The organism is Pseudomonas sp. stari2 (assembly GCF_040760005.1).
In the GTDB taxonomy this organism is placed as follows: domain Bacteria; phylum Pseudomonadota; class Gammaproteobacteria; order Pseudomonadales; family Pseudomonadaceae; genus Aquipseudomonas.
This window is the reverse complement of the sequence record NZ_CP099760.1, coordinates 16,922-42,660: the sequence shown is the minus strand read 5'-3', so window position 1 is coordinate 42,660 and position 25,739 is coordinate 16,922. Positions and strand designations below refer to the sequence as shown.

At 60.2% G+C, this 25,739-nt stretch carries 25 protein-coding genes and 1 pseudogene; 11 read left to right on the top strand and 15 right to left on the bottom strand.

The window, feature by feature from the left end; genetic code table 11:
- Positions 1-4: 4 nt before the first annotated feature.
- Positions 5-958, bottom strand: a complete 954-nt coding sequence (exbB, locus tag NH234_RS00210; protein WP_367255243.1) for a tonB-system energizer ExbB — start codon at positions 956-958, stop codon at positions 5-7.
- A 188-nt stretch (positions 959-1,146) separates the two neighbouring features.
- Between exbB and NH234_RS00205 the strand changes: the two genes are divergently transcribed.
- Positions 1,147-2,004 carry an SDR family oxidoreductase gene (locus NH234_RS00205; protein WP_367255240.1) on the top strand — a complete coding sequence of 286 codons (858 nt, stop codon included), beginning with the start codon at positions 1,147-1,149 and terminating at the stop codon, positions 2,002-2,004.
- A 73-nt stretch (positions 2,005-2,077) separates the two neighbouring features.
- Here the strand turns inward: NH234_RS00205 and NH234_RS00200 are convergent, their stop codons facing one another.
- The 6 genes from NH234_RS00200 to NH234_RS00175 form a co-directional block, all read right to left on the bottom strand.
- Positions 2,078-2,818 carry a hypothetical protein gene (locus NH234_RS00200; RefSeq protein WP_367255238.1) on the bottom strand — a complete coding sequence of 247 codons (741 nt, stop codon included), beginning with the start codon at positions 2,816-2,818 and terminating at the stop codon, positions 2,078-2,080.
- Positions 2,819-2,890: 72 nt separating this feature from the next.
- Positions 2,891-3,271: a RidA family protein gene (locus NH234_RS00195; RefSeq protein ID WP_003229509.1), complete on the bottom strand. Its 381-nt coding sequence runs from the start codon at positions 3,269-3,271 to the stop codon at positions 2,891-2,893.
- Between the two features lie 24 nt (positions 3,272-3,295).
- Positions 3,296-5,401 (bottom strand): bifunctional GTP diphosphokinase/guanosine-3',5'-bis pyrophosphate 3'-pyrophosphohydrolase, encoded by a 2,106-nt coding sequence (gene spoT, locus NH234_RS00190; protein WP_085731375.1) that lies wholly within the window; start codon positions 5,399-5,401, stop codon positions 3,296-3,298.
- 57 nt (positions 5,402-5,458) lie between these two features.
- Entirely contained in the window at positions 5,459-5,722 is a 264-nt protein-coding gene (rpoZ, locus tag NH234_RS00185) for a DNA-directed RNA polymerase subunit omega (RefSeq protein WP_085731376.1), read from the bottom strand.
- Positions 5,723-5,890: 168 nt separating this feature from the next.
- Positions 5,891-6,511 carry a guanylate kinase gene (gmk, locus tag NH234_RS00180; RefSeq protein WP_085731377.1) on the bottom strand — a complete coding sequence of 207 codons (621 nt, stop codon included), beginning with the start codon at positions 6,509-6,511 and terminating at the stop codon, positions 5,891-5,893.
- 12 nt (positions 6,512-6,523) lie between these two features.
- Positions 6,524-7,387: a YicC/YloC family endoribonuclease gene (locus NH234_RS00175; protein WP_085731378.1), complete on the bottom strand. Its 864-nt coding sequence runs from the start codon at positions 7,385-7,387 to the stop codon at positions 6,524-6,526.
- Between the two features lie 268 nt (positions 7,388-7,655).
- On the opposite strand from NH234_RS00175, the gene rph reads away from it, so the two are divergent.
- The 3 genes from rph (at position 7,656) to gltS (ending at position 10,370) form a co-directional block, all read left to right on the top strand.
- Complete coding sequence (gene rph, locus NH234_RS00170) at positions 7,656-8,378, top strand: ribonuclease PH (RefSeq protein WP_003229494.1); 723 nt, start codon at positions 7,656-7,658, stop codon at positions 8,376-8,378.
- Between the two features lie 29 nt (positions 8,379-8,407).
- Entirely contained in the window at positions 8,408-8,776 is a 369-nt protein-coding gene (locus tag NH234_RS00165) for a DUF4870 domain-containing protein (RefSeq protein ID WP_085731380.1), read from the top strand.
- A 385-nt stretch (positions 8,777-9,161) separates the two neighbouring features.
- Positions 9,162-10,370, top strand: coding sequence for a sodium/glutamate symporter (gene gltS / locus NH234_RS00160; protein WP_367255233.1), 1,209 nt, complete (start codon positions 9,162-9,164; stop codon positions 10,368-10,370).
- Positions 10,371-10,450: 80 nt separating this feature from the next.
- Here the strand turns inward: gltS and NH234_RS00155 are convergent, their stop codons facing one another.
- Positions 10,451-11,230: an exodeoxyribonuclease III gene (locus NH234_RS00155; protein ID WP_007920349.1), complete on the bottom strand. Its 780-nt coding sequence runs from the start codon at positions 11,228-11,230 to the stop codon at positions 10,451-10,453.
- Between the two features lie 82 nt (positions 11,231-11,312).
- On the opposite strand from NH234_RS00155, the gene pyrE reads away from it, so the two are divergent.
- Positions 11,313-11,957 carry an orotate phosphoribosyltransferase gene (pyrE, locus tag NH234_RS00150; RefSeq protein ID WP_011336558.1) on the top strand — a complete coding sequence of 215 codons (645 nt, stop codon included), beginning with the start codon at positions 11,313-11,315 and terminating at the stop codon, positions 11,955-11,957.
- A 70-nt stretch (positions 11,958-12,027) separates the two neighbouring features.
- Here pyrE and argB read toward each other — a convergent pair whose 3' ends face one another.
- From argB to coaBC, 4 genes and pseudogenes are all read right to left on the bottom strand, one after another.
- Positions 12,028-12,933, bottom strand: a complete 906-nt coding sequence (gene argB / locus NH234_RS00145; RefSeq protein WP_065258175.1) for an acetylglutamate kinase — start codon at positions 12,931-12,933, stop codon at positions 12,028-12,030.
- Between the two features lie 17 nt (positions 12,934-12,950).
- Positions 12,951-14,327: pseudogene (locus NH234_RS00140) on the bottom strand (phosphomannomutase/phosphoglucomutase); the annotation flags it as partial.
- A 262-nt stretch (positions 14,328-14,589) separates the two neighbouring features.
- Positions 14,590-15,045 carry a dUTP diphosphatase gene (dut, locus tag NH234_RS00135; RefSeq protein ID WP_007954445.1) on the bottom strand — a complete coding sequence of 152 codons (456 nt, stop codon included), beginning with the start codon at positions 15,043-15,045 and terminating at the stop codon, positions 14,590-14,592.
- Positions 15,046-15,050: 5 nt separating this feature from the next.
- Positions 15,051-16,259, bottom strand: coding sequence for a bifunctional phosphopantothenoylcysteine decarboxylase/phosphopantothenate--cysteine ligase CoaBC (gene coaBC / locus NH234_RS00130; RefSeq protein WP_085708873.1), 1,209 nt, complete (start codon positions 16,257-16,259; stop codon positions 15,051-15,053).
- Between the two features lie 135 nt (positions 16,260-16,394).
- On the opposite strand from coaBC, the gene radC reads away from it, so the two are divergent.
- Entirely contained in the window at positions 16,395-17,069 is a 675-nt protein-coding gene (gene radC, locus NH234_RS00125) for a DNA repair protein RadC (protein WP_367255230.1), read from the top strand.
- A gap of 36 nt (positions 17,070-17,105) precedes the next feature.
- Here the strand turns inward: radC and NH234_RS00120 are convergent, their stop codons facing one another.
- On the bottom strand, positions 17,106-18,692 hold the full coding sequence (locus NH234_RS00120; RefSeq protein WP_367255227.1) for an ABC transporter substrate-binding protein: 1,587 nt from the start codon (positions 18,690-18,692) through the stop codon (positions 17,106-17,108).
- A gap of 446 nt (positions 18,693-19,138) precedes the next feature.
- Between NH234_RS00120 and rpmB the strand changes: the two genes are divergently transcribed.
- Entirely contained in the window at positions 19,139-19,372 is a 234-nt protein-coding gene (gene rpmB / locus NH234_RS00115) for a 50S ribosomal protein L28 (protein ID WP_003229474.1), read from the top strand.
- An 11-nt stretch (positions 19,373-19,383) separates the two neighbouring features.
- Entirely contained in the window at positions 19,384-19,539 is a 156-nt protein-coding gene (gene rpmG / locus NH234_RS00110; RefSeq protein WP_003177274.1) for a 50S ribosomal protein L33, read from the top strand.
- Between the two features lie 73 nt (positions 19,540-19,612).
- Here the strand turns inward: rpmG and NH234_RS00105 are convergent, their stop codons facing one another.
- Positions 19,613-19,975, bottom strand: a complete 363-nt coding sequence (locus NH234_RS00105) for a cupin domain-containing protein (protein ID WP_085708876.1) — start codon at positions 19,973-19,975, stop codon at positions 19,613-19,615.
- A gap of 236 nt (positions 19,976-20,211) precedes the next feature.
- Between NH234_RS00105 and NH234_RS00100 the strand changes: the two genes are divergently transcribed.
- Together NH234_RS00100 and NH234_RS00095 are read left to right on the top strand one after the other, a co-directional pair.
- Complete coding sequence (locus tag NH234_RS00100; protein WP_085708877.1) at positions 20,212-21,705, top strand: aldehyde dehydrogenase; 1,494 nt, start codon at positions 20,212-20,214, stop codon at positions 21,703-21,705.
- 184 nt (positions 21,706-21,889) lie between these two features.
- Positions 21,890-23,035 carry an MFS transporter gene (locus tag NH234_RS00095; RefSeq protein ID WP_367255223.1) on the top strand — a complete coding sequence of 382 codons (1,146 nt, stop codon included), beginning with the start codon at positions 21,890-21,892 and terminating at the stop codon, positions 23,033-23,035.
- Between the two features lie 21 nt (positions 23,036-23,056).
- Here NH234_RS00095 and NH234_RS00090 read toward each other — a convergent pair whose 3' ends face one another.
- Positions 23,057-24,592, bottom strand: a complete 1,536-nt coding sequence (locus NH234_RS00090) for a phospholipase D family protein (RefSeq protein WP_367257262.1) — start codon at positions 24,590-24,592, stop codon at positions 23,057-23,059.
- Positions 24,593-24,968: 376 nt separating this feature from the next.
- On the opposite strand from NH234_RS00090, the gene NH234_RS00085 reads away from it, so the two are divergent.
- Positions 24,969-25,634 carry a DUF1120 domain-containing protein gene (locus NH234_RS00085; protein WP_367255221.1) on the top strand — a complete coding sequence of 222 codons (666 nt, stop codon included), beginning with the start codon at positions 24,969-24,971 and terminating at the stop codon, positions 25,632-25,634.
- Positions 25,635-25,739 lie beyond the last annotated feature (105 nt).

Genomic DNA, 25,739 nt, shown 5'->3' with positions numbered 1-25,739 from the left:
CCGATTACCCCACTTTCACCATGTGCGGTTGCGAGCTGCTGCGCTCAGGCTGGTGGTCGAGGTCGCGGCTGACCAGCAGCAGGACTTCTGCCGACGCATCGGACACCTGAGCCTTGTAACCGGCGATGGAGCGGGCGAACACGTTGTAGATCACAACCGCCGGGATCGCAGCGACCAGACCCAGTGCGGTGGCCAGCAGCGCTTCTGCGATGCCTGGCGCCACGACGGCGAGGTTGGTGGTCTGGGTTTTGGCGATGCCGATGAAGCTGTTCATGATGCCCCACACGGTACCGAACAGGCCGACGAACGGCGCGGTGGAACCGATGGTGGCGAGTACGCCGGTGCCGCTGCTCATGTTGCGGCCACAGGCAGCTACCAGACGCTCGAGGCGGAAGCTGACGCGTTCCTTGATACCTTCTTTCTCGCGGGAGTTGACCGACAGGCGCATCTCTTCGAGGGCGTCGTGGACCAGCAGGTTGGCGAGGGTGCCTTCCTTCGCCGCGGTGGCGCTGGCTTCTTTAAGGGTCGCGGCTTTCTTCAGGGCAGCGATTTCGCCACGCAGACGGCGTTTGGCGCCCATCAACTCGAAGCCCTTGGCGATCCAGATGGTCCAGGTGATGATCGAGGCGATGGCCAGGCCGATCATCACGGCTTTAACGATGACGTCGGCGTTCTGGTACATGCCCCATGGCGACAGGTCGTGGGCCATGCCCAGGGTGTTGTCGGCTTCGAGGACTTCCGGCGCATCGGCGGCGCTGGCGTCTACGGCCTGCACCGGGTCGGTCGCAGCAGGTGCGGCGGCTGGAGCGCTTTGCTCAGTGGCGGCTGGCGCGGCCGGGGCTTGTGCGTCAGCGAATGCGGCGACTGGCGCCAGCATCAGGCTGAGCAGCAGGGCAGCCACGGCGCTCCAGGCGCGAGGTCGTTTGGTTGGCGAAGCGGGGATTTGATTGCGTGTCATGCTGGCCGGACCTGAGATAGAAAAACGGTAATGCTCTTCCAGGCCTCGTGAGGCCGAGAACAAAAGTGGCGTGCATTATTGCAAGTAATTCTTGTTAACAAAAGTAATAGAGTTGCTTTTTTTCCTTCATTGCTAGCCGCTCGTCCCTTGCCGAGGCTAGTCTGTCGCTTTCCGATGGGAGATTTTTGATGTCCGCGCCCTCTGTTTTGATCGCCGGTTGCGGTGATGTCGGCAGCCGACTGGCCAGGCAATTACTGGCCGCAGGCTTTCAGGTGTATGGCCTGCGCCGGGATGTTTCGCGTTTGCCGGAAGGCGTCATCGGTGTGGCCGGTGACTTGTTCAATGAAGATTGCCCCGAGACCTGGCCGGTTGGTGCCGTGGATTACCTGGTGTATTGCGCGGCTGCGACCGAGCACGATGAAGCCGGTTACCGCGCGGCTTATGTGCAGGGTTTGCAGCATGTGCTGGGATGGCTGGACGATTACGGACAGGTGCCGGATCGACTGCTGTTCGTTTCCAGCAGCAGTGTTTACGGGCAGCAGGACGGAGAATGGGTGGATGAAACCTCCGAAACCGTGGCTGCGGGGTATTCCGGTCGATTGATGCTGGAGGCCGAGCAAATCGCGCTGAACAGCGGCATCCCGGCGAGTATCGTGCGCCTGACCGGCATTTACGGCCCCGGCCGTGAGTGGCTGCTGACCCAGGTACGTCGGGGTTATCGCGTGGCGGTCGATCCGCCGCTGTATGGCAATCGCATCCATGCCGATGACGCGGCGGGCCTGATGGCGTTTCTGCTGGAGGCGGATCGCAAGGGTGTGGCGCTGGATGACGTCTACATCGGCGTGGACGATGCGCCGGCACCGCTGGCCGAAGTGGTGGCGTGGTTGCGCGAGTATCTGGGTGTCACCGAATGGTCGGAAGACGAGAGCGTGCGTCGAACCGGCAGCAAACGTTGCAGCAATGCCCGGGCGAAGGCAGTGGGCTGGGTGCCGACGTATCCGAGTTATCGCGAGGGGTATGCCGCGATTCTTGAGGGGCGTTGCTGACTTTCGAACGCTGAAAACGACGGCGGGAGCAAATGTTTGCTCCCGCCGCTTTTGTTTCTATTTCAAGCGCAGATCACTGCTTCTCGAGCAACCACTTGCGTTCGCCGGGGCTGAATTGCGGTTGTTCGTCCGCCAGGGCCGTGTTCACGGCCTGCAGGATTTCCAGTTCCTTGCCCTTGCGAACGAAGATCCAGTTATTGCCCTGACCGTTCTGTTGCAGCCACATGCTGTCGTTGCCGCTGCTCATCGATGCGCAGTCGCCCGCCAGACACAAGGCATAACGGTCGGCACCAGGCAGGCCCGAGACTTGTCCGTCGGCCTGGAATTGCACAGTGGCGCCTTCGCCCTGGCCGCTGGCGATCTTCCAGTTACCGCCCAGGTAGGCCGCGTACAGCGCACGTTCGAAGCTGGCGCCGATCGGTGCGCCTTCCGGCACCGGAATCTGCGCGCGATCGAAGAGCTGCTGAGGTTCGTTTTCGCTGGCAGCCTGATGCAACTGGCCGCCGTCGCGTTTCAGCTCGCTGCCGGAGCTGCCGTAGAAGTCGACTTTCCAGGCGCCGGACTGTTCGCCCTGCAGCCGTCCTTCGACGTTCTCGAAACCGTTGGTATAGCGGGCCTGTCCGGCCTTGGTGTTGATGTCCCATTCCAGGTTCGGGCCATAGGCCTGAAGCGCTTCACGCAGGGGGCCGCCCTTGGCGGCGGCATCGATGGCGACCTGATTGATCCAGGTGCCGCTGATGTCACGGTCGGCAGGGTTGCTGGCGCAACCGCCGAGGAAAATGGCGAGCAGCGAGAGAGCAAGCGCTTTGCGCATGGTGGAATCCTTTCAAAACCTTTTCTTTACCGCAGAGCAGTCGGCGCGACCTGAAGGGCCGCGCCGTACGCATTACTCGATGACCAGAATGGCATCCATTTCAACCTGCGAACCCTTTGGCAGGGCAGCAACGCCGATGGCGGCGCGCGCTGGGTACGGCTGGTCGAAGTACTTGCCCATGATCTCGTTGACCTTGGCGAAGTGGCTCAGGTCGGTGAGGAAGATGTTCAGCTTGACGATGTCCTTGAACGAACCGCCGGCAGCTTCGGCCACGGCTTTCAGGTTCTCGAACACCTGGACGGTCTGGGCTTCGAAGCCTTCGACCAGTTCCATGGTTTTCGGGTCCAGCGGGATCTGGCCCGACATGTAGACAGTGTTGCCAGCCTTGATCGCCTGGGAGTAAGTGCCAATGGCGGCCGGGGCCTTGTCGCTGGTGATAACGGTCTTGGTCATGTATGACTCCTTGTAATGTTTGAGTTATGCACGCATGCGGGTGATGCGGATCACCCCGGTCAGGGCGCGCAGTTTCTTGATCACGCGGGCCAGGTGCACACGGTCGTGGACGCTGACCACCAGTTGGACGACGCTGATGCGGCCATCGCGTTCGTCCATGCTGATTTTCTCGATATTGCCGTCGGCTGCGTTGACGCTGCTGGCCAGCAGCGCGATCAGGCCGCGCTGGTGCTCCAGCTCGACGCGCAGTTCGACGTTGAATTCGCCGGTGACATCTTTGGCCCACGAGAGCTGGATGCATTTTTCCGGGTTGTGGCGGATTTCGCTGATGTTGCGGCAGTTGTCCAGGTGCACGACCATGCCTTTGCCTGCCGACAGGTGACCGACAATCGGGTCACCCGGGATCGGCGTGCAACATTTGGCGTAGCTGAGAACCAGACCTTCGGTGCCGCGAATCGCCAGAGGACCTTCCGGACTTGGCAATTGCTCGCCTTCGCCGAGCAGTCGGCGAGCCACAACGTAGGCCATGCGGTTGCCCAGGCCGATGTCTTCCAGCAAGTCCTCGATCAGTTCGAGGCGGTACTCGGTGAGCATCGCCTTCACGCGCTCGGCCGGAATCTGTTCCAGCGCGCTGTCGAAACCGTTGAGCACCTTGTTCAGCAGGCGTTCGCCGAGGCTGATGGATTCGGAGCGGCGTTGCAGTTTCAGCGCATGGCGGATGTGGGTTCGCGCCTTGCCGGTGACCACGAAGTTGAGCCAGGCCGGGTTCGGCCGCGCGCCGGGAGCGCTGACGATCTCGACCGTGGAGCCGCTTTGCAGCGGTTCGGACAGCGGCGCGAGACGACGGTTGATCCGGCAGGCGATGCAGCTGTTGCCGACGTCGGTGTGCACCGCGTAGGCAAAGTCGACCGCCGTGGAGCCTTTCGGCAGCTCCATGATCCGGCCTTTGGGCGTGAACACGTAGACCTCGTCCGGGAACAGGTCGATCTTCACGCTCTCGATGAATTCCAGCGAGTTGCCGGCACGTTGCTGCATTTCCAGCACGCCCTTGACCCACTGACGGGCGCGGGCATGGGTGCCTTTCGGCTGTTCGTCACCGCTGGACTTATACAGCCAGTGAGCGGCGATGCCGTTGTTGGCCATCTCTTCCATTTCGCGCGTGCGGATCTGGATCTCGATCGGAACACCGTGCATGCCGAAAAGAGTGGTGTGCAGCGACTGATAGCCGTTGGCCTTGGGGATCGCGATGTAATCCTTGAAGCGTCCCGGCAACGGTTTGTACAAATTGTGCACAGCACCCAGCACGCGGTAGCAGGTATCGACCTTGTCGACGATGATCCGGAACGCGTAGACGTCCATGATCTCGTTGAAGGCCCGACGCTTGCCGCGCATTTTCTTGTAGATGCCGTAGAGGTGTTTCTGGCGACCGCTGACTTCGCCCTGAATGCCGTCGATGGCGAGGCAATGGCCAAGGGATTCTTCGATCTTGTTGACGATTTCCTTGCGATTGCCCCGGGCGCGTTTGACGGCCTGGTAGATCCGCGCGGAACGCATCGGGTGCATGGCCTTGAAACCGAGGTCTTCGAACTCGATGCGGATCGCGTGCATGCCCAAACGGTTGGCGATGGGTGCGTAGATCTCTAGGGTTTCCTTGGCGATGCGCCGGCGTTTTTCGCCGGACAGCACTTCCAGCGTGCGCATGTTGTGCAGGCGGTCGGCGAGTTTGACCAGGATCACGCGAATGTCGCGTGCCATGGCCATGGCCATTTTCTGGAAGTTTTCAGCCTGGGCTTCGGCCTTGGTCTCGAAGTTCATCTGGGTCAGTTTGCTGACCCCGTCGACCAGTTCGGCCACGGTTTCACCGAACTGCGCTTGCAGCGCTTCTTTGGCAATCCCGGTGTCTTCGATCACGTCATGCAGCATCGCAGCCATCAGGCTCTGATGGTCCATGTGCATGTCGGCAAGAATGTTCGCCACCGCAAGAGGATGCGTGACGTACGCCTCGCCGCTGCGGCGGCGTTGGCCGTCGTGGGCTTGTTCGGCGTAGAAATACGCTCGGCGGACCAGGTTGACCTGATCCTTGCCAAGGTAGGCCGATAAGCGATCGGCGAGGGCGTCTATGCTCGGCATGATGACTCCTGCCGCAAGCTGTGATCCCGCGCCGTGCTACGTCGACCAGGCATAGGCTTAGACGGCCTCGTTGGACTCGTCCTCGAACGCAGCGAAGACCGGGTCTTCGTGGACGATATCCTGCTCGGCGATGAACTCGTAGCTCATCAGGCCTTCAGCGATTTCACGCAGCGCAACTACGGTCGGTTTGTCGTTTTCCCACTGAACCAGGGGCTCTTTGCCGCCGGTGGCCAGTTGACGGGCACGCTTGGTAGAGAGCATGACCAGCTCAAAGCGGTTTTCCACGTGTTCTAGGCAGTCTTCAACGGTTACGCGGGCCATGGTATTCCTCGGAGCGAATGCAATATGCGCGCTGCCCGGTTGGGCGAGCGGACTCAACAGTTTAAAAAATCACCAGCGATTAGGGAAGCGCTGATTTTTTGACCAGACTCTTCAACGCGCTGCAAGTGCCAATGTAAAGCCCTTGCAGCGGTTTTGGGAAGTGCTGTTTCAGCCCAGCAATTCAGCCAGCAATTTGCCGAAACGCACTTGTTGGCGTTTCTGTTGTAGCTGATTGGCGCGGAAAATTGCTTTCAGATCGTCCAGCGCGTGAGCGAAATCGTCGTTGATGATCAGGTAGTCGTAGTCGACATAGTGGCTCATCTCGCTGACCGCTTCACGCATGCGGCCGTCGATGATCTCGTCGCTGTCCTGGCCACGGTTGGTCAGACGCTGGTGCAGGGCCTGCGCCGATGGCGGCAGGATGAAGATCGAACGGGCCTGCGGCATCAGCTTGCGCACTTGCTCGGCGCCTTGCCAGTCGATTTCCAGAATCAGGTCGTGACCTTCGTCCAGGGTCTGCTGCAGGCGGCTTTGCGAGGTGCCGTAGAAGTTGCCGAAGACTTCGGCGCGTTCCAGGAAGTCGCCGTGCTCACCCATCTTCACGAACTCTTCGCGGGTCACGAAGTGATAGTTCACGCCGTCCACTTCGCCCGGGCGCATGGCGCGGGTGGTGTGGGAAATCGAAACGCGAATCTCCGGGTTGGTGTCGGTCAGGGCCTTGACCAGACTGCTCTTGCCCGCGCCCGAAGGGGCGGAAATGATGTACAGGGTGCCGGTGCTGTGGGTCATGTCGGGGTAGCCTTACTCAATATTCTGCACTTGTTCGCGCATCTGCTCGATCAACACCTTGAGGTTGACCGCCGCCTGGGTGCTGCGCGGGTCGAAGGCCTTGGAGCCCAGTGTGTTGGCTTCGCGGTTGAGTTCCTGCATCAGGAAGTCCAGGCGCCGACCGGCGGCACCGCCGGATTTCAGCACCCGGCGAACTTCGATGATGTGGGTGCTCAGGCGATCCAGTTCTTCGGCCACGTCGCTCTTTTGCGCGAGCATGACCATTTCCTGTTCCAGGCGCTGCGGATCCATCTCGGCCTTCATGTCGGCGAAGCGGTCGAGGACTTTCTGGCGCTGGGTGGCGAGCATCTGCGGGACCAGTTCGCGCAGGGTCACCACGTCTTCTTCGATGGAGGTCAGACGGTCGTTGATCAGGCGGGCCAGCTCTGCGCCTTCGCGCTCGCGACCTGCCTTGAGGTCTTTCAGGCCTTGATTGAACAGGGTCAGCGCCTCGGCGTTCAACGCCTGCGGGTCGGTGGCGTCGGCGACCAGTACGCCGGGCCAGGCCAGCACTTCCAGCGGATTCAGCGCGGCCGGGTTCTTGATCAGGCCGGCGACGGTTTCGGCCGCGGCGACCAGTTGCGCGGCGCGCTCGCGATCCACTTGCAGTGGCTTGCCGGTGCTTTCCTCGGTGAAACGCAGGGTGCATTCCAGTTTGCCGCGCGACAGGCCCTGGCGCAGGGCTTCGCGGACGGCGCCTTCGAGGTCGCGAAACGACTCCGGCAAGCGCAGATGGGGTTCCAGATAGCGGCTGTTGACCGAGCGCAGTTCCCAGCTCAGGGTGCCCTGAACGCCGGCTTTCTCGACGCGGGCGAAGGCGGTCATGCTGTGCACCATGGCGGTGACCTCGCGATACAGATCGGCGCGGATTGAAGCTCCGCAGCTCGATATCAATGAATTTAAGCCGGCTGGCAGCAAAGGCGCAGGATTGTAGCGCAGTGCGGCAGATGCGCCCAAACACACGGTGTGACAAAGGGCTGCAGGCCGTCGGCGAAGCGCGTTTCAGGGCCCTTGTTCGACGGCCGGGATTTTTAAGCAGTGCCCAGTCGCGGTGCGCGGCTCTATAATGCTCCGCAGTTTTCCGTCCCCAGTACAGGTATCTCCTATGAAACGTCCAAGTGGTCGCGCTGCCGATCAGCTCCGCTCGATCCGCATTACCCGCAACTACACCAAGCACGCCGAGGGATCGGTACTGGTCGAATTCGGTGATACCAAAGTCATCTGCACCGTCAGCGTCGAAAACGGCGTGCCGCGTTTCCTGAAAGGCCAGGGCCAGGGCTGGCTGACCGCCGAGTACGGCATGCTGCCGCGCGCCACCGGCGAGCGTAACCAGCGTGAAGCGAGCCGTGGCAAGCAGGGCGGTCGCACCCTGGAAATACAGCGCCTGATCGGCCGTTCCCTGCGCGCCGCGCTGGACATGTCCAAGCTGGGCGATGTCACCCTGTACGTCGACTGCGACGTGATCCAGGCCGATGGCGGCACCCGTACCGCGTCGATCACCGGCGCCATGGTTGCGCTGGTCGATGCACTGAAAGTGATCAAGAAGCGCGGCGGCCTGAAAGGCGGCGACCCGCTCAAGCAAATGATCGGTGCTGTCTCCGTGGGCATGTACCAGGGCGAGCCGGTGCTGGATCTGGACTATCTTGAAGATTCCGCCGCCGAGACCGACCTCAACGTGGTAATGACCAGCACCGGTGGTTTCATCGAAGTGCAGGGTACCGCCGAAGGCGCGCCGTTCCAGCCTGAAGAGCTGAACGCGATGCTGGAGCTGGCCAAGAAAGGCATGAACGAGATTTTCGAACTGCAAAAGGCTGCACTGGCCGACTGAGCAGGTTCGTAACCCGCAAGGAGGACGCGATGAGTGATGAGCAAGAGTTGCTGCCCAAGCCGAGCCAGGAGGTTCGCCAATGGGCCATGTTTTGTCATTTGTCCGCCTTGCTGGGGATCTGGATTCCGTTCGGTACGCTGATCGGGCCGCTGGTCCTGTGGCAGATGAAGCGCGAGACCGATCCGTTCATCGACGCCCAGGGCAAGGAAGCGCTGAATTTCCAGATCACCGTGGCGATCGCTTCGATGATCTGCTTTGTGCTGATGCTGTTGATCATCGGGTTCGTATTGTTCGGCCTGCTGGCGATTGCGGCGTTGGTGCTGACGATCATCGGTGGGGTGAAAGCCAACGAAGGTTTCCCCTACCGCTATCCGTTCACCTGGCGGTTGATCAAATAGCATCTTGTCGAAAGATGGGTGTTGGCATAAATAATTTTGCATGTTTAAAAGCCCTGACTTGTCAGGGCTTTTTTGCAACTAAATAAACCTGCTTTGTTTGTAGGAGTATTCTGTCTGCGATGAGTGGTAGAAGATATTTTATATATTCATCCATCTTACATTTTTAGTCACAACTGTAATGCCTTGGTGTTGCCAAAGGTCATTGGCAGCATGAGTTTGTGCTTGTTAAGGTTGTCGCACGTAATATTCCTTCAGAAATATTTCGATATGTTCAAGCCATCGAAGGCTTTTGAATCCCAGTGTTTCCGGTGCTGAACAGTTCACCGGTTCATGAGGCGTATCCAGGGAAAGTTCGCCTCTGAATATATAGCCAAGAATAATCCAGATGATTCAGCTCGATTTTTACGGCACGCTCGTGGCCGCTTCCCTTGTACTTCTGTTGGGGCGTGGTCTTGTTACCCGTGTTGGTGTACTGCGCAATTTCAATATTCCCGAACCTGTTGCGGGTGGCCTGTTGGTTGCTCTGGTGCTTCTGGTTTTGCGAGCGCTCGATATGGAAGTCCGGTTCGATACCTCGTTGCAGGCGCCGCTGATGCTGGCGTTTTTTGCCACTATCGGTCTGAGTGCAGACTTCGCCAGTCTCAAGAGGGGTGGTCGCGTAGTAGGTATATTTCTATTGGCGGTTACCGGCCTCCTGATCCTGCAGAACGCCATGGGCATCGGACTTGCCACAATGCTGGGGCTCGACCCGCTGATGGGGCTGTTGACGGGCTCGATCACGCTGGCCGGTGGTCATGGAACCGGTGCTGCATGGGGAACGGTATTCAGCGAGAAATACGGTCTGGCCTCTGCCTCCGAGTTGGCGATAGCCTCGGCGACATTCGGTCTGGTGCTGGGTGGTCTGATCGGTGGGCCGGTTGCCCGTCTACTTATCAAGCGTGTCGAGGTGCCTGGTTGTCATGTGCAGGAGACGCCGCGTCTACCAAAGGGGTTTGAGCAGCCGAACAAGGAGCGCTCGATCACGCCTTTCTCGTTCATCGAAACCCTTGCACTGATCGCGGTCAGCCTGCTGATGGGCAATCTCCTGAGCGGGCTGTTGCATGGCACGGCGTTCGAATTGCCGACATTCGTTTGTGTCTTGTTCGTGGGTGTCGTGCTGCGCAACGGCCTCTCGGCGTTTGGCGTGTATCAGGTATTCGAGCGTGAAGTTTCGGTGCTGGGCAACGTCAGCCTGTCGCTGTTTCTGGCGATTGCGCTGATGTCGCTCAAACTATGGGACCTGGCAGCGTTGGCGTTGCCGATTTTCATTATTCTGGCCGTGCAGACGCTGGTCATGGCGCTGTTCGCGGTATTCGTGACGTTCAGGGTGATGGGCCGCAATTACGATGCGGCAGTGCTGGCGGCCGGGCATTGCGGTTTCGGCCTTGGTGCGACGCCTACCGCCATCGCCAACATGCAAGCGGTGACGCAGCGTTACGGGCCTTCGCAGATCGCGTTTCTGGTCGTACCGATGGTGGGTGCATTTTTCATCGATATCATCAATGTCATCGTGATCAAGTTGTACCTGGCGCTGCCGTTCTTCGCTGCTGTCTAAAGCATATTCCAGCCTGAGACTGACCCAAAAAAATGCCCGTATCCTGCGATACGGGCATTTTTTCTACTGCGAAACGACGCTTAGATAGTCAGCGTCCAGTCGTAGTCGACGATCAGCGGCGCGTGCTGCGAGAACCGTGGCTGACGCGGCAGGCGTGCACTGCGCACGAAGCGCCGCAGGCCCGGGGTCAGGATCTGGTAGTCGAAACGCCAGCCCAGATTCAGCATCTCGGCCTGTTCGTTGTCCGGCCACCAGCTGTACTGGTCGCCTTCGCGGCTGACTTCGCGCAGGGCATCGACGTAGCCCATGTTGCCGACAATCTCGTCCATCCAGGCGCGTTCTGGCGCCAGGAAGCCCGGAGATTGCTGGCTGTCGCGCCAGTTCTTGATGTCGAGCTTCTGCTGCGCGACGTACAGCGAGCCACAATAAATGTACTCGCGACGTTTGCGCCGCTGTTTATCCAGGTACTTGCCGAAGTCGTCCATGAGCTTGAACTTCTGGTTCAAGTCCTCATCGCCGTTCATCCCCGAAGGGAGCAGCAAGGTGGCAATACTGACTTTGTCGAAATCTGCTTGCAGGTAGCGCCCGTAGCGGTCGGCCGTCTCGAAACCGAGACCGCTGATGACAGCCTTCGGTTGCAACCGCGAATACAAAGCCACGCCGCCTTGGGCAGGGACTTCAGCATCGCAGGCATAAAGGAAGTAGCCGTCCAGTTGGAAGGCTGGGTCATCCAGTTCAAAGGCGGAGGCACGGGTGTCCTGCAGGCAGATGACGTCGGCATTCTGTGCCTGCAGCCAACTGAGCAAACCGCGCTCGACTGCAGCCTGAATACCATTGACGTTCACACTGATGATCCGCATAAATGGCCCCAAAAATCGCGTGCGTGTATGATACACGGCGTCAAGCTAATTAGCTAAATCCGTGGTATTTGGGGTTTTTTTCATGCAAGCGTATCAGCGCGATTTCATTCGTTTTGCCATCGATCGCGGCGTTTTGCGCTTCGGTGAGTTCACCCTGAAGTCCGGGCGCACCAGTCCTTACTTCTTCAATGCCGGCCTGTTCAACTCGGGTTCCGCGCTGGCGCAGCTGGGTCGTTTCTATGCCGCAGCCATCGCCGAGAGCGGTATTCCGTTCGATGTGCTGTTCGGCCCGGCCTACAAAGGCATCCCGCTGGCGGCAACCACTGCCGTGGCACTGGCCGAGCACCACAACCGTGACCTGCCATGGTGCTTCAACCGCAAGGAAGCCAAGGCCCACGGCGAAGGCGGTAGCCTCGTTGGCGCGCCGCTGACTGGCGACGTGCTGATCATCGACGACGTGATCACCGCCGGCACCGCGATCCGTGAAGTGATGCAGATCATCGCTTCCCAGGACGGCGCCAAGGCTGCTGGCGTGCTGATCGCCCTGAACCGTCAGGAGCGCGGCAACGGCGAGCTGTCGGCAATCCAGGAAGTCGAGCGTGATTTCGGCATCCCGGTCATCAGCATCGTGTCGCTGAACCAGGTGCTGGAATTCCTGGCAGACGACCCGCAGCTCAAGCAGCACCTGCCAGCCGTTGAAGCTTATCGCGCCCAGTTCGGCGTCTGATCGCTTCTTCCGGGTAAAAAAAGACCCCGCTCAGCCAGGCTGAGCGGGGTCTCTTTGTTTGCGCTACCGCTTAAGGACGCTTGCGATTGCTGATCAGTGTGCCCACACCGGTGTCGGTGAAGATTTCCAGCAGGATCGCGTTCGGTACGCGGCCGTCGATGATCAGCGAGCTGCCCACGCCGCCCTGAACCGCTTCCAGTGCACAGCGGATCTTCGGCAGCATGCCGCCGTAGATGGTGCCGTCGGCGATCAGGTCGTCGACCTGCTGGGTGCTCAGGCCGGTCAGGACCTTGCCCGACTTGTCCATCAGGCCGGCGATGTTGGTCAGCAACATCAGCTTCTCGGCTTTCAGTGCTTCGGCAACCTTGCCGGCCACCAGGTCGGCGTTGATGTTGTACGACTCGCCGTTCTCGCCCACGCCAATCGGCGCGATCACCGGGATGAAGTTGCCCTTGACCAGCAGGTTCAGCAGTTCGGTGTTGATCCCGACCACTTCGCCCACCTGACCGATGTCGATGATTTCAGGCTGGGTCATCTCCGGGGTCTGGCGGGTGACGGTGAGCTTCTTCGCACGAATCAGCCCGGCGTCTTTACCGGTCAGGCCGATGGCGCTGCCGCCGTGACGGTTGATCAGGTTGACGATGCTTTTGTTGACCTGGCCGCCAAGGACCATTTCCACCACGTCCATGGTCGCCGCGTCGGTCACGCGCATGCCGTCGACGAAGTGGCTTTCGATCGACAGGCGCTTGAGCAGATCACCGATCTGCGGGCCGCCGCCGTGAACCACAACCGGGTTGATGCCGACGGCTTTCATCAAGACGATGTCGCGGGCGAAGCCGGTTTTCAGCTCCTCGCTTTCCATCGCGTTGCCGCCGTATTTGATCACCAGGGTCTTGCCGACATAACGTCGGATGTAAGGCAACGCTTCGGACAGGACCTTGGCGGTTTGGGCGGCGGCTTCGCGTTCGAGGGTCATTCAGGGCTCCGGGTGAATCAGAACGGTAGTTGGAGATCAGGTGCAACGCGTTTCAACTGGGCATGGAACACAGCCTTGATGCGCTGCAATTCAGCCTCGTCATCGGCCTCGAAGCGCAGCACCAGCACCGGTGTGGTGTTGGAGGCGCGCACCAGGCCCCAGCCTTTGGCGTAATCGACCCGCACGCCGTCAATGGTGGTCAGGTCGGCGCCTGGACCCCACTGCGCATCGTGCAGTGCATCAATGATGCTGAATTTGCTCTCTTCGGTCACATGGATATTGATTTCCGGCGTGGAAATATCGTTCGGGAAGGTCGCGAACAGCGTTTCCGCGTCGGATTTTTCCTTGCTGAGGATTTCCAGCAGCCGCGCGGCGCTGTAAATGCCGTCGTCGAAACCGAACCAGCGTTCCTTGAAGAAGATGTGCCCACTCATTTCTCCGGCGAGCAACGCGCCGGACTGCTTCATTTTCTTTTTGATCAACGAGTGACCGGTCTTCCACATTAGCGACTGGCCACCGTATTCCTTGATCAACGAAATCAGGCGACGGGTGCATTTGACGTCGAAGATGATTTCCGCGCCCGGGTTGCGGGCCAGCACATCGCGGGCAAACAGCATCAGCAGACGATCCGGGAACACGATGGTGCCGGTGTTGGTCACCACGCCGACGCGGTCGCCGTCGCCGTCGAAGGCCAGGCCGATGTCAGCCTTGGTTTCCTTGACCTTGGCAATCAGGTCGACGAGGTTCTCAGGCTTGCCCGGGTCCGGGTGATGGTTCGGGAAGTTACCGTCGACTTCGCAGAACAGCGGGATGACTTCGCAGTTCAGTGCTTCGATCAGTTGCGGGGCGATTACGCCGGCCGCGCCGTTACCGCAGTCGACCACGACTTTCAGGCGCCGGGCCAGTTTGATGTCCTGGACGATTTCGGTGGTGTAGCGGTCGAGGATCTCGACCTGGGTCACGCTGCCCTGGCCGCTGCTCAGGTTGCCGCTCTTGATACGCTCGTGCAGAACCTGGATCTGTTCGTTGGCGAGGGTGTCGCCGGCGATCACGATCTTGAAGCCGTTGTAGTTCGACGGGTTGTGGCTGCCGGTGAGCATCACACCGGATTTGCCGGCCAGCACGTTGGCGGCGTAGTACAGCGCCGGCGTCGGCACCAGGCCGACGTCGCTGACGTGGCAGCCGCTTTCGGCGATGCCGCGAATCAGCTCTGCGACCAGTTCCGGGCCGGACAGACGGCCGTCTCGGCCGACAGACACGTTCGGTTCGCCCTGGGCCAGGCTCTGGGAGCCGATGGCGCGACCGATCCAGTAGGCGGTTTCGCCATTGAGGAATTCCGGCACGGTGCCGCGAATGTCATAGGCGCGGAAGATGCTGTCGGGAAGCTTCGGGGCGACTTGGGCGGGGGTGCTCATCTGCGAAAATGCTCCATCTCGAAAGTGGCTGGACACACCGACGACTCATTCGACGGCAAGCTCAAACTGAAGGGTATGACGGCGGTTTTCACAGAGAGTTCGTGGTGTGAAAGGGCCATGACGCCTTGTACGGCGTGGCTTTGGCCTGCCAATGCCTTGATTTTCGGCGCTAAACCTTGCAGATGACATTTTGAATTTCGTGGCAAGCAACACGCACTCGCCACGATGGATTTCTAACCGATCACTTGGTACCGGAATGGCCGAAACCGCCAGCGCCACGCTCGGTTTCGACGAACTCTTCGACCATTTCGAAGTGCGCCTGCACCACCGGTACCAGCACCAGTTGCGCCAGACGCTCGCCGACCGGCATGGTGAATTCGGTCTGGCCACGGTTCCAGCAGGAGACCATCAGCGGGCCCTGGTAATCGGAGTCGATCAGGCCGACTAGATTGCCCAGCACGATGCCGTGCTTATGGCCCATGCCCGAGCGCGGCAGGATCAACGCGGCGAGGTTAGGGTCGCCGATGTACACCGACAGCCCGGTAGGGATCAGCACGGTTTCACCCGGTTTGATCACGATGTCCTCTTGCAGCATGGCGCGCAGGTCGAGGCCGGCGGAGCCCGGTGTGGCGTATTGCGGCAGCGGGAATTCGGTGCCGATGCGTGGGTCGAGGATCTTGGCTTGCAAAGCGTGCATGTAAATTAAACCTGGTTCAGACGTTCGGCGATAAAAGTGACGAGCTGGCGAGCGATCTTGCTCTTGCTGGTCTGGGCGAAAACAGTGGCGTGCAGCCCACGGTCGATGACGCTGCAGGCGTTTTCTTCACTGTTGAAACCGATGCTCGGGTTGGCGACGTCGTTGGCGACGATCAGATCGAGATTCTTGTCCTTCAGCTTGCGTGCAGCGTAGTCGAGCAGGTGTTCGGTCTCGGCGGCGAAGCCGACACTGAACGGACGGTCGGGACGGGTCGCGATGGTGGCCAGGATGTCCGGGTTGCGCACCATTTGCAGGACGAAGCCGTCGCCGCTCGTAGGGTCTTTCTTCAATTTTTGCGGGGCGACGACTTCCGGACGGTAGTCCGCGACCGCCGCCGAGGCGATGAAGATGTCGCAGGGGATCGCGGCTTCACAGGCGGCGAGCATATCGCGGGCACTGACGACGTCGATGCGGGTGACGCGATCTGGCGTCGGCAGGTGCACCGGGCCGCTGATCAGCGTGACGCGGGCGCCGGCTTCCACCGCGGCTTCAGCCAGGGCGAAGCCCATTTTGCCGGAGCTGTGGTTGGTGATGTAGCGCACCGGGTCGATGTTTTCCTGGGTCGGGCCGGCGGTGATCACCACGTGCTTGCCGGTCAGTGCCTGACGCTGGAAGCAGTCCGCCGCGAGCTGGGCCAGATCGGTGGCTTCCATCATGCGGCCCATGCCGACGTCTCCGCAGGCCTGGCTGCCGGAGGCCGGGCCGAAGGTCTTCAGGCCACGGCTTTCAAGGAGTTGCAGGTTGGCCTGGGTCGCCGGGTCGCGCCACATGGCCTGGTTCATGGCTGGAGCGACTGCGACGATGGCGTCGGTGGCCAGCACCAGCGTGGTCAGCAAATCGTTGGCAATGCCTTGGGCCAGACGGGCGAGCAGGTCGGCGGTTGCCGGGGCGATCAGCACCAGATCGGCCCACTTGGCCAGTTCGATGTGGCCCATCGCTGCTTCGGCGGCCGGGTCGAGCAGATCCAGGTGAACCGGGTGGCCGGACAGGGCCTGCATGGTCAGCGGGGTGATGAATTCGCTGCCGCCACGGGTCATGACCACGCGCACTTCGGCGCCCTGATCGATCAGGCGGCGCACAAGGTCGGCGCTCTTGTAGGCAGCAATGCCGCCGCCGACGCCCAGAACGATGCGTTTCCGATACAGCCGCTGCATAGGTCTGCCTTTCATTTCGTTGGTGACATGCGTGGCGAAACCCCCTCCCCAGGGTGAATTCGCCCGCAAAAAAGATGGGCTACGATATCACAGCGACCGCTATGGAACAGCGGCGCCCACAGACAAGGAACGTGTATGAGTATTCGCGATTGGCCGGCGGCGGAAAGGCCGCGGGAAAGGTTGTTGGAACAGGGCTCTGCGAGCCTTTCGGATGCTGAACTGCTGGCGATTTTCCTGCGGACCGGTGTGCCGGGAAAAAGTGCAGTCGATCTGGCGCGGCATCTATTGAATCAGTTTGGCAGTCTGAGATTGTTGCTTGAGGCCGATCAGGAAGCATTCAGCAAGCAATTGGGTCTCGGCCCTGCAAAGTTTGCCCAGCTGCAAGCTGCTCAAGAAATGAGCAAACGACATCTGGCCGAACGTTCACGGCAAAAAACAGCGCTTGAAAACCCACAAGTGGTTCGTGATTACCTCAAAGCCATGCTGCGCCACGAGCCGCATGAGGTCTTCGGTTGCCTGTTTCTGGATTCCAAGCATCAAGTGCTCACCTTCGAGGCTCTGTTTCGAGGCTCGATCGACAACACCGCCGTGCATCCCCGTGAGGTGGTGAAACGTGCCCTGGCCAACAACGCGGCGGCGGTGATCCTGTGCCACAACCACCCGTCGGGAAACACCGATCCCAGCCAGGCTGATCGATTATTGACCAAGCGCTTGCAGAAGACTTTGGAGCTGATCGACGTGCGGGTGCTCGATCATTTCATCGTCGGTGATGGGGAGCCGCTGTCGATGGCGGAGTGTGGCTGGATGTAGCTTGCAGCGACTGCAGTCGCTGCAAGCCGGGGCGGATTATTTGAGGGTGACCTTGGAGTAATCCTGCCGACCGAAGGGGCTCACCGAATAACCCTGCACGTCTTTGCGCGTCAGCGCATACGCCGTCGGATGCGCCAGTGGCAGCCACAACGCCTGCTGCTGGATCTGCGCCTGAGCCTGTTCGTAGAGTTTGGTGCGTACGCCTTGTTCGCTGGTGGTTTTGCCGGCGCTGATCAGCTTGTCCAGATCGGCGTTGCAGTAGCGGGCGAAGTTGGTGCCGGACTTCACCGCCGCGCAGGAAAACTGTGGGGTGAGGAAGTTGTCCGGGTCGCCGTTGTCGCCGGCCCAACCCATGAACAGCAGGTCATGCTCGCCAGCCTTGGCACGACGTATCAGTTCGCCCCATTCGATCACGCGGATTTCCGCCTGAATGCCGATTTCCGCCAGATCCGATTGCAGCAACTGTGCACCGAGGCTCGGGTTCGGGTTGAGCAGGCTGCCGGACGGACGCGTCCAGATTGTGGTCTGGAAACCGTCCTTCAGGCCGGCCTTGGCCAGCAAGGCCTTGGCTTTTTCCACGTCGTGCGGGTAGCCCGGCAGGCTCTTCGCGTAGCTCCAGGTGTTCGGCGGGTACGGGCCGCTGGCAGCTTCGGCGGTGTCTTCGAACACAGCTTTCAGGTAGTTGGCCTTGTCGAAAGCGAGGTTGATCGCCTGACGAACTTCCGGTTTGTCCAATGGCGGATGCTGGCTGTTGATGCCGACGAACGCGGTCATGAACGCGTCAGTCTTTTCGACTTTCAGCGTCGGCTCCTGCTTCGCCGCCTGTACGTCCAGTGGTTTTGGCGACAGGGCAATCTGGCATTCGTTACGCCGCAGCTTTTGCAGGCGCACGTTGGCGTCCGGGGTGATGGCGAAAATCAGCGGGTCCACCGCAGGCTTGCCGCCGAAGTAGTCCGGGTTGGCCTTGTAGCGGATCGAGGCGTCTTTCTGGAAGCGGGTGAAGACGAACGGACCGGTGCCGATGGGTTGGCTGTTGAGCTTGTCGGTCGCGTTGGCCCTCAGCAGCTTGTCGGCGTATTCGGCGGAGTAGATCGAGGCGAAACCCATGCTCAGGGTTGCCAGGAACGTTGAGTCCGGGTGGTCGAGGGTGAAGCGCACGGTCAGCGGGTCGAGTGCGTCGATCTTCTTGATCAGGCTCGGCAGCTGCATCGACTGGGCGTGCGGGAAGCCGCTCTGGGCAACCTTGTGCCACGGGTTGGCCGGGTCGAGCATGCGGTCGAAGCTGAACTTGACGTCTTCGGCGGTCAGTTCGCGGGTCGGCTTGAAGTACTCGGTGGAGTGGAACTTCACCTGCGGGTGCAGTTTGAATATATAAGTCAGGCCGTCGGTGCTGACTTCCCAGCTGTCGGCCAGGCTCGGGACCACTTTGCCGCTGGTGGTGTCGAAGTCCACCAAGCGATTCATCAGCACGTCGGCCGAGGCGTTGGTGGTGGTCAGCGAGTTGTACTGCACCACGTCGAACCCTTCAGGGCTGGCCTCGGTGCAGACGCTCAGGGCGGCGGCCTGGGCCAGTGGACTCAGTAACAGCGGGGCGAAGAGCAGGGGGAGGGCAGCGAGGCGCATGGTCGGCTTCCTTTACAGATCGAAGGCCCATCTGCAAGTGCAGTCTGGAAAAGGCCTACCCTAGTGGTCGCGATTGCAAATGACTATCCCCTTTTCGCATTTTCGGGGCTGCGCGGCTGACGATTTGTCGGAAGAGACGGCAGGAAAAGTCTCGACAGCGGGTATGATCGATTTTCTTCGACGAATGGTAAAAATTGCCGGCAGCCTTTACCCAAGGCGCTTGCAGGCAGGAAAAGCGGCTTTTTAGCCATTCTTTGCACACGGAAAGTTGTTGCTCCGTGGTCTTTCTGGTATAAAGCAGCGCTCTTTTCTAGGGGCCCGGTTCCTTCGCTTGTAGGTGTAGCCGGTAAGACCTCTAAAGAATCGCGGCGCCTGGCGCCACAATGACTAGAGATTAAGCGGCCAACCCATGCCGGGTTGGGCATGTGGTTTTAGAGGGCTGAGGCATGTCTAGAGTATGTCAAGTTACCGGTAAGGGTCCGGTAACCGGGAATAACATTTCCCACGCAAACAACAAAACCCGTCGTCGTTTCCTGCCGAACCTGCAGCATCACCGCTTCTGGGTTGAAGAAGAGAAACGTTTCGTACGCCTGCGCGTTTCCGCCAAAGGCATGCGTATCATCGACAAGCGTGGCATCAGCGTTGTGCTGGCCGAGCTGCGTCGCGACGGCAAGATTTAAGGGAGCTAATCATGCGTGAATTGATTCGTTTGATCTCGAGCGCCGGTACTGGTCACTTCTACACTACCGACAAGAACAAGCGTACTACCCCGGACAAAATCGAGATCAAGAAATATGATCCGGTTGTCCGCAAGCACGTGATCTACAAGGAAGGCAAAATCAAGTAATTGATTTTTCCCGACTTACGAAAAAGGCCCGTATCTCACGATACGGGCTTTTTTTGTTGTCTCGCGAAAGGCCTCAGGCCTTTTGTTCGAAGATCACATAGACCTTGCGGCACGCCTCCAGCACTTCCCAAGTGCCACGGAATCCGGCCGGAATCACGAAGCGGTCACCCACACGCAAGGTCTTGGCATTGCCTTCGCCGTCACGCAGCACCGAAACGCCTTGCAGGATTTCGCAGTATTCGTGCTCGGTGTAATTCACCGTCCACTGCCCAACGGCACCTTCCCACACGCCGACACCCATCTGCCCGCATGGGCTGTCGTATTGATTGAACACCGCCTGCTCGGGATCGCCCTTGAGTACTTTGGCCGGGTCCGGGCGGTAGCGTTCGGCCTGGTCCATGGTCAGGCTGATGTCGACGACGTTCTGGATGTTCATTGTTGTTTTCTCCCGTGATGACGGCGCGGTGGCTTGAAAGGGCCAAAGTCTATGTTGATTAAATTGAACGCCGCAAGGCCGTATGACCGGCTTATGTCAAATATATTGAAACAACCCCGGCCGCTGGTTTAGGGTGGCGGGTGCCTTGGGCCGAAAACAGGCTGGCCGGGCAGAATTCCTGAGAACGCCGGCGAAGATCGCGCGGCGCTCGTATTCAACAAGAGGAGGACACTCGAATGACCACCCTGACTCGTGCCGACTGGGAACAACGCGCCCGCGACCTGAAGATCGAAGGCCGCGCCTATCTCAATGGCGAGTACACCGATGCCGTCTCCGGCGAGACCTTCGAGTGCATCAGCCCGGTCGATGGCCGTCTGCTGGGCAAGATTGCCAGCTGTGACGCCGCCGACGCTCAGCGCGCCGTGGAAAACGCCCGCGCCACCTTCAATTCCGGTGTCTGGTCGCGCCTGGCACCGACCAAACGCAAAGCCACCATGATCCGTTTCGCCGGCCTGCTCAAGCAGCACGCCGAAGAACTGGCCCTGCTCGAAACCCTCGACATGGGCAAGCCGATCAGCGATTCGCTGTACATCGACGTACCGGGTGCCGCGCAAGCCCTGAGCTGGAGCGGTGAAGCGATCGACAAGATCTACGACGAAGTCGCCGCCACCCCGCACGATCAACTGGGTCTGGTAACCCGTGAGCCGGTGGGCGTGGTGGGTGCCATCGTGCCGTGGAACTTCCCGTTGATGATGGCTTGCTGGAAACTCGGACCGGCCCTGTCGACCGGTAACTCGGTGATCCTCAAACCGTCGGAAAAATCCCCGCTGACCGCCATCCGCATCGCCGAACTGGCGGTCGAGGCCGGCATTCCGAAAGGCGTGCTGAACGTGCTGCCGGGCTACGGCCACACCGTCGGCAAGGCGCTCGCTCTGCATAACGACGTCGACACCCTGGTGTTCACCGGTTCGACCAAGATCGCCAAGCAACTGATGATCTATTCCGGCGAATCGAACATGAAACGCGTCTGGCTGGAAGCCGGCGGCAAGAGCCCGAACATCGTGTTCGCCGATGCGCCGGACTTGCAAGCGGCCGCTGAATCCGCTGCCAGCGCCATCGCCTTCAACCAGGGCGAGGTCTGCACCGCAGGTTCCCGTCTGCTGGTCGAGCGTTCGATCAAGGACAAATTCCTGCCGATGGTGATCGAGGCGCTGAAAGCCTGGAAACCGGGCAACCCGCTGGACCCGGCCACCAACGTGGGTGCGCTGGTCGACACTCAACAAATGAACACCGTGCTGTCCTACATCGAGTCGGGCCACACCGACGGCGCCAAACTGGTAGCCGGCGGCAAGCGCATCCTTCAGGAAACAGGTGGCACCTACGTCGAGCCGACGATTTTCGACGGCGTGAGCAATGCGATGAAGATTGCCCAGGAAGAGATCTTCGGCCCGGTGCTGTCGGTCATCGCCTTCGACACGGCCGAGGAAGCGATCAACATCGCCAACGACACGCCTTACGGCCTGGCGGCGGCGGTCTGGACGCAGGACATCTCCAAGGCACACCTGACCGCCAAGGCACTGCGTGCCGGTAGTGTGTGGGTCAACCAGTACGACGGCGGTGACATGACCGCACCGTTCGGCGGCTTCAAGCAATCGGGCAACGGTCGCGACAAATCGCTGCACGCGTTCGACAAATACACCGAGCTGAAGGCGACCTGGATCAAGCTGTAAACCGTTGAGGGAGCCTGCTCAGGCAGGCTCTCGAACGATACAAAGATCCCTGTGGGAGCGAGCTTGCTCGCGAAAGCGGTGTATCAGTCAGCACATTTGCTGAATGTGAAACCGTTATCGCGAGCAAGCTCGCTCCCACAGTGTTTTGTGGTGCACATAAAAATTATCCACAGGAGCGTGGACCATGCGTTGGGCGACGTATTTCGCCGTGTTGGCGTCTGTCTTGAGTGTTGGGCTGGCCCTTGGCGTCAGCATGCCGCTGGTGTCGTTGCGCCTGGAGGGCTGGGGCTACGGCTCGTTCGCCATCGGCGTGATGGCGGCGATGCCGGCCATTGGCGTGTTGCTGGGGGCGAAGATCTCCAGTCATCTGGCGGCGCGCTTCGGTACGGCAAACCTGATGCGTCTTTGCCTCTGGGCCGGGGCATTGTCAATCGGTTTGCTGGCGCTGCTGCCGAGTTATCCGATCTGGCTGGTGCTGCGGCTGATGATCGGGGTGATCCTGACCATCGTCTTCATCCTCGGCGAAAGCTGGATCAATCAACTGGTGGTCGAGCAGTGGCGCGGGCGACTGGTTGCTCTGTATGGCAGCAGTTATGCGCTCAGCCAACTGTCGGGCCCGTTGCTGCTGGGTGCGCTCGGCACCGAGCATGATTACGGTTTCTGGGTGGGCGTCGCTCTACTGATTGCCTCGCCGTTGTTGTTGCTGGGTCGCAGCGGGGCGCCGAGCAGCGAGGCCAGCAGCGTGACCTTCGGCGATCTGTGGGGCTTCAGTCGCGAATTGCCGGCGATTGCCTGGGCGGTGTCGTTGTTCGCCGCGTTTGAGGCGATGATCCTGACCCTGTTGCCTGTGTACTGCCTGCAACAGGGTTTCACGGCGGAAATTGCGCTGGCGATGGTCAGCACCGTAGTGGTGGGCGATGCACTGCTGCAACTGCCCATCGGTGCGCTGGCCGACTACCTGTCGCGGCGCACCTTGTTCGCCGGTTGCGCCGTGGTGCTGATGCTGTCGAGTCTGGCGATCCCGATGCTGATCGACACCCTGCTGATCTGGCCGCTGTGGGTGCTGTTCGGCGCCAGTGCCGGTGGCCTGTTCACCCTGTCGCTGATCCTGATCGGCGAGCGCTACCGTGACGACGCGCTGGTGCGCGCCAATGCGCATGTTGCGCAGCTGTGGGGCGTGGGTTGTCTGATCGGGCCGTTGGCGGCGGGGGCGGGCAGTCAATGGATCAGCGGGCACGCGTTGCCGTGGTTCATGGCGGCCGGGGCGTTCGGGCTGGTGATTCTGCTGTCGCGGCAAGGGGCGTTCGGCAAGGTGCCGGAGCCGGCCTGATGATCCGAACGGGGCGGGCTGCTACAGCATCCGCTCCAGCCCCACCGTGGTGCTGAACCATGCATTGAAGCGCCGCCACCAGCTGCCGGGCTCCTTGGTCAGCGTGTGCATCTGACCGTTGTCCTCGGTAACCCAGACGACTTTCCCGTCCTGCAATTTCGCCTCGTAACTCAACGCCGGCGCCATGCCCTGCAAAGCCAGTTCCCGTATATGGGCAGCCAGCTCGGGGCTGTCCACCAGCACCCCGACTTCGGTGTTCCACAGCACCGAGCGCGGGTCGAAATTGAACGAGCCAATGAACGCTTTTTTCCCGTCGAAGATCATCGCCTTGCTGTGCAGGCTGGAATCCGAGCCGCGAAACGACTTGCTGTAAAACAGATGCGGGCCACTGCCGAAGTTATCCCCAGGCTGGCGCCGCAGCTCAAACAACTTCACGCCATGTTCCAGCAGTGCCTTGCGATACGGCGCATAACCGCCGTGCACCGCTGGTACGTCGGTGGCTTCCAGCGAGTTGGTCAGCAGACTCACCGACACACCCGCATCGGCACGGCCAGTCAGGTAAACCAGCCCCGGCTGGCCCGGCACGAAGTAGGCGGAAATCATCATCAGTTCCTTGCTGACGCCCCGCAGCTCCGGTGCCAGTTGTGTGGTCAGCAACAACTGAGGATCAGGTTTACCGTCCGCCAGCACCTTGCTCGGTGCATCCCACAGCGCCTGGTTCCAGGCCCAGATCAGCTCCCGGCGCCAGATGTCCATGCGCGGGTGGGTGGTGAAGGTCATCAGTTGCTGATACAGCGCGTGATTCTGTTTGCGGGTTTCTTCCAGGGACTCTTCCAGGCGTGTGCGGGTGTTCTGCAGGTCTTTGGCCGAGGGCTTGCTGGTGAGAAATTCGTCGATCGGTTTGCTCAGGGCGCTGTTCCAGTACTGATCGAAACTGTGTCCGAGCTGTTCGGCGACCGGCCCGATGCTGAGCATGTCGATGTCGGTGAAGTTCAGGTTGGGTTCGGCATCGAAGTATTCATCGCCCAGATTGCGCCCGCCGACGATGGCGGCGCTGTTGTCCGCCAGCCACAGCTTGTTGTGCATCCGCCGGTGTTGCTGCGACAGGTTGAACAGCCTACCCGCGGCCCGGGTCACGCCGGTGCTGCGGCCCAGGTGTAGTGGATTGAACAGGCGGATCTGGATATTCGGATGCGCCGCCAGCGTGGCGATGATCAGGTCTAGGCCGTCGCTGGTGGTGTCGTCCAACAGAATGCGCACCCGCACACCACGGTCGGCAGCCTTCAACACTTCTTCCACCAGCATCCGCGTACTGATGCCGTCGTGGACGATGTAGTACTGCAAATCGAGGCTGCTCTGGGCGTTGCGGATCAACTCGGCGCGAGCGGTGAAGGCTTCGGTGCTGTTGGACAGCAGGCGAAAGCCGGACTGGCCTTTGTACGGCGCGGCCTGGGCCTGGATCGAGCGACCGAATACCGATCCGTTGGCTGGCAGGACCTGGCTGGGTTCTCGTGGAGCATCCAGTGAGGCGCACCCGGCGAGCAGCAGGACGAACATCAGTGCGAATGGCAGGGTGTGTCGGGAGCTCAAGTCAGATCGTTCCGGGTGTGGGCGAGGTCAGGAGTATGGCACGGCATTTGTGGCGTGTTATCTGTTCGAAGGTCATGCAATCCGACCCCTGAACCAGAGCGGCTTGTAGCTTATGACTGTCGGAAGGGCGAGAGTTCTTAAACGAATTGAAGATTTTTCCGGCTCACATCAGCTACGTCTTGCAGCGATTTTTCCAGCGCGCAATACACCCTTGCCTTACATCGCTACCGGGAAGCAATCGGAATAATGACAACGCCGATTCTGAGGCAGGAAGTTTCCTGTTTTTCAGCAGAAGAAGCGCAGCTGGCTGTCATCTTTCGATTCTTATGGAGTGAGAATTTTCATGCGCAAGACCTATCGTGCAATAGCTATAGCAGGTGCCCTGTGTCCGTCATTGGTCATGGCTGCTGGTGGGGATCTGAACATCACCGGCACCATCGTGCCGACCTCATGCAAGCCTGCATTCACCGGCGGTAACACGGTCAATCTGGGGAATATTTCTGCTGCCTCTCTGAACCCCGACCGTCAGACCGAGCTGACCAATCACACCATATCCTTGAACGTGACCTGCTCGGCGTCCGCGCCCATGGCGATCAAGGTGCATGACAATCAGGCTCATACTCAACTGCCGGGCATCGTTGTCGATGGAACGGACTGGTCGATGTACATCTACGGAATCGGCTTGGCGCCCGGCGCCAAAAAAATCGGTGGCTACGGGCTGCGCTTCGGGACACCTACGGTCGATGGTCAGCCTTCCATGGTGATGTACAAGCAAGGGAGCATGCCCAACTGGGATAGTCCGGATACGGCAACCCTGGTCGGGAAAAACGTGGAGGGTGGCAACCTGCGCTACTCATGGGGGGCGTCGCTGGCAGCAGGGCCGATGCCAGGGGTCGTGCATACATTTCCCATGACTCTGGTTCCGGTCGTCGGCCCTTCGCAGAACCTGGATCTCAGCAATTACATACCTCTAAAAGGGTCGGCGACGTTCGAGTTGCTCTACCTCTGAGGAGGATTGCACGGCTGCCCTCAAGGCAGGGCAGACAGTGTTGCACTCCTGCGCAGGGACATTCGACAGGCTTCGGCTTCTTGCGAAGCCTGTCATTTTCCAATC

What these genes read in the sequence shown, in the direction of transcription:
- rph (WP_003229494.1), top strand. Translation starts at nt 7,656, where the DNA reads ATGAAACGTCCAAGTGGTCGCGCTGCCGATCAGCTCCGCTCGATCCGC.
- NH234_RS00120 (WP_367255227.1), bottom strand. Translation starts at nt 18,692, where the DNA reads ATGCGCCTCGCTGCCCTCCCCCTGCTCTTCGCCCCGCTGTTACTGAGT.
- rpmG (WP_003177274.1), top strand. Translation starts at nt 19,384, where the DNA reads ATGCGTGAATTGATTCGTTTGATCTCGAGCGCCGGTACTGGTCACTTC.
- argB (WP_065258175.1), bottom strand. Translation starts at nt 12,933, where the DNA reads ATGACCCTCGAACGCGAAGCCGCCGCCCAAACCGCCAAGGTCCTGTCC.
- NH234_RS00165 (WP_085731380.1), top strand. Translation starts at nt 8,408, where the DNA reads ATGAGTGATGAGCAAGAGTTGCTGCCCAAGCCGAGCCAGGAGGTTCGC.
- NH234_RS00195 (WP_003229509.1), bottom strand. Translation starts at nt 3,271, where the DNA reads ATGACCAAGACCGTTATCACCAGCGACAAGGCCCCGGCCGCCATTGGC.
- coaBC (WP_085708873.1), bottom strand. Translation starts at nt 16,259, where the DNA reads ATGCAGCGGCTGTATCGGAAACGCATCGTTCTGGGCGTCGGCGGCGGC.
- rpmB (WP_003229474.1), top strand. Translation starts at nt 19,139, where the DNA reads ATGTCTAGAGTATGTCAAGTTACCGGTAAGGGTCCGGTAACCGGGAAT.
- NH234_RS00085 (WP_367255221.1), top strand. Translation starts at nt 24,969, where the DNA reads ATGCGCAAGACCTATCGTGCAATAGCTATAGCAGGTGCCCTGTGTCCG.
- NH234_RS00105 (WP_085708876.1), bottom strand. Translation starts at nt 19,975, where the DNA reads ATGAACATCCAGAACGTCGTCGACATCAGCCTGACCATGGACCAGGCC.
- gltS (WP_367255233.1), top strand. Translation starts at nt 9,162, where the DNA reads ATGATTCAGCTCGATTTTTACGGCACGCTCGTGGCCGCTTCCCTTGTA.
- gmk (WP_085731377.1), bottom strand. Translation starts at nt 6,511, where the DNA reads ATGACCCACAGCACCGGCACCCTGTACATCATTTCCGCCCCTTCGGGC.
- spoT (WP_085731375.1), bottom strand. Translation starts at nt 5,401, where the DNA reads ATGCCGAGCATAGACGCCCTCGCCGATCGCTTATCGGCCTACCTTGGC.
- NH234_RS00175 (WP_085731378.1), bottom strand. Translation starts at nt 7,387, where the DNA reads ATGGTGCACAGCATGACCGCCTTCGCCCGCGTCGAGAAAGCCGGCGTT.
- pyrE (WP_011336558.1), top strand. Translation starts at nt 11,313, where the DNA reads ATGCAAGCGTATCAGCGCGATTTCATTCGTTTTGCCATCGATCGCGGC.
- NH234_RS00100 (WP_085708877.1), top strand. Translation starts at nt 20,212, where the DNA reads ATGACCACCCTGACTCGTGCCGACTGGGAACAACGCGCCCGCGACCTG.
- dut (WP_007954445.1), bottom strand. Translation starts at nt 15,045, where the DNA reads ATGCACGCTTTGCAAGCCAAGATCCTCGACCCACGCATCGGCACCGAA.
- NH234_RS00090 (WP_367257262.1), bottom strand. Translation starts at nt 24,592, where the DNA reads ATGTTCGTCCTGCTGCTCGCCGGGTGCGCCTCACTGGATGCTCCACGA.
- radC (WP_367255230.1), top strand. Translation starts at nt 16,395, where the DNA reads ATGAGTATTCGCGATTGGCCGGCGGCGGAAAGGCCGCGGGAAAGGTTG.
- NH234_RS00095 (WP_367255223.1), top strand. Translation starts at nt 21,890, where the DNA reads ATGCGTTGGGCGACGTATTTCGCCGTGTTGGCGTCTGTCTTGAGTGTT.
- rpoZ (WP_085731376.1), bottom strand. Translation starts at nt 5,722, where the DNA reads ATGGCCCGCGTAACCGTTGAAGACTGCCTAGAACACGTGGAAAACCGC.
- NH234_RS00205 (WP_367255240.1), top strand. Translation starts at nt 1,147, where the DNA reads ATGTCCGCGCCCTCTGTTTTGATCGCCGGTTGCGGTGATGTCGGCAGC.
- NH234_RS00155 (WP_007920349.1), bottom strand. Translation starts at nt 11,230, where the DNA reads ATGCGGATCATCAGTGTGAACGTCAATGGTATTCAGGCTGCAGTCGAG.
- exbB (WP_367255243.1), bottom strand. Translation starts at nt 958, where the DNA reads ATGACACGCAATCAAATCCCCGCTTCGCCAACCAAACGACCTCGCGCC.
- NH234_RS00200 (WP_367255238.1), bottom strand. Translation starts at nt 2,818, where the DNA reads ATGCGCAAAGCGCTTGCTCTCTCGCTGCTCGCCATTTTCCTCGGCGGT.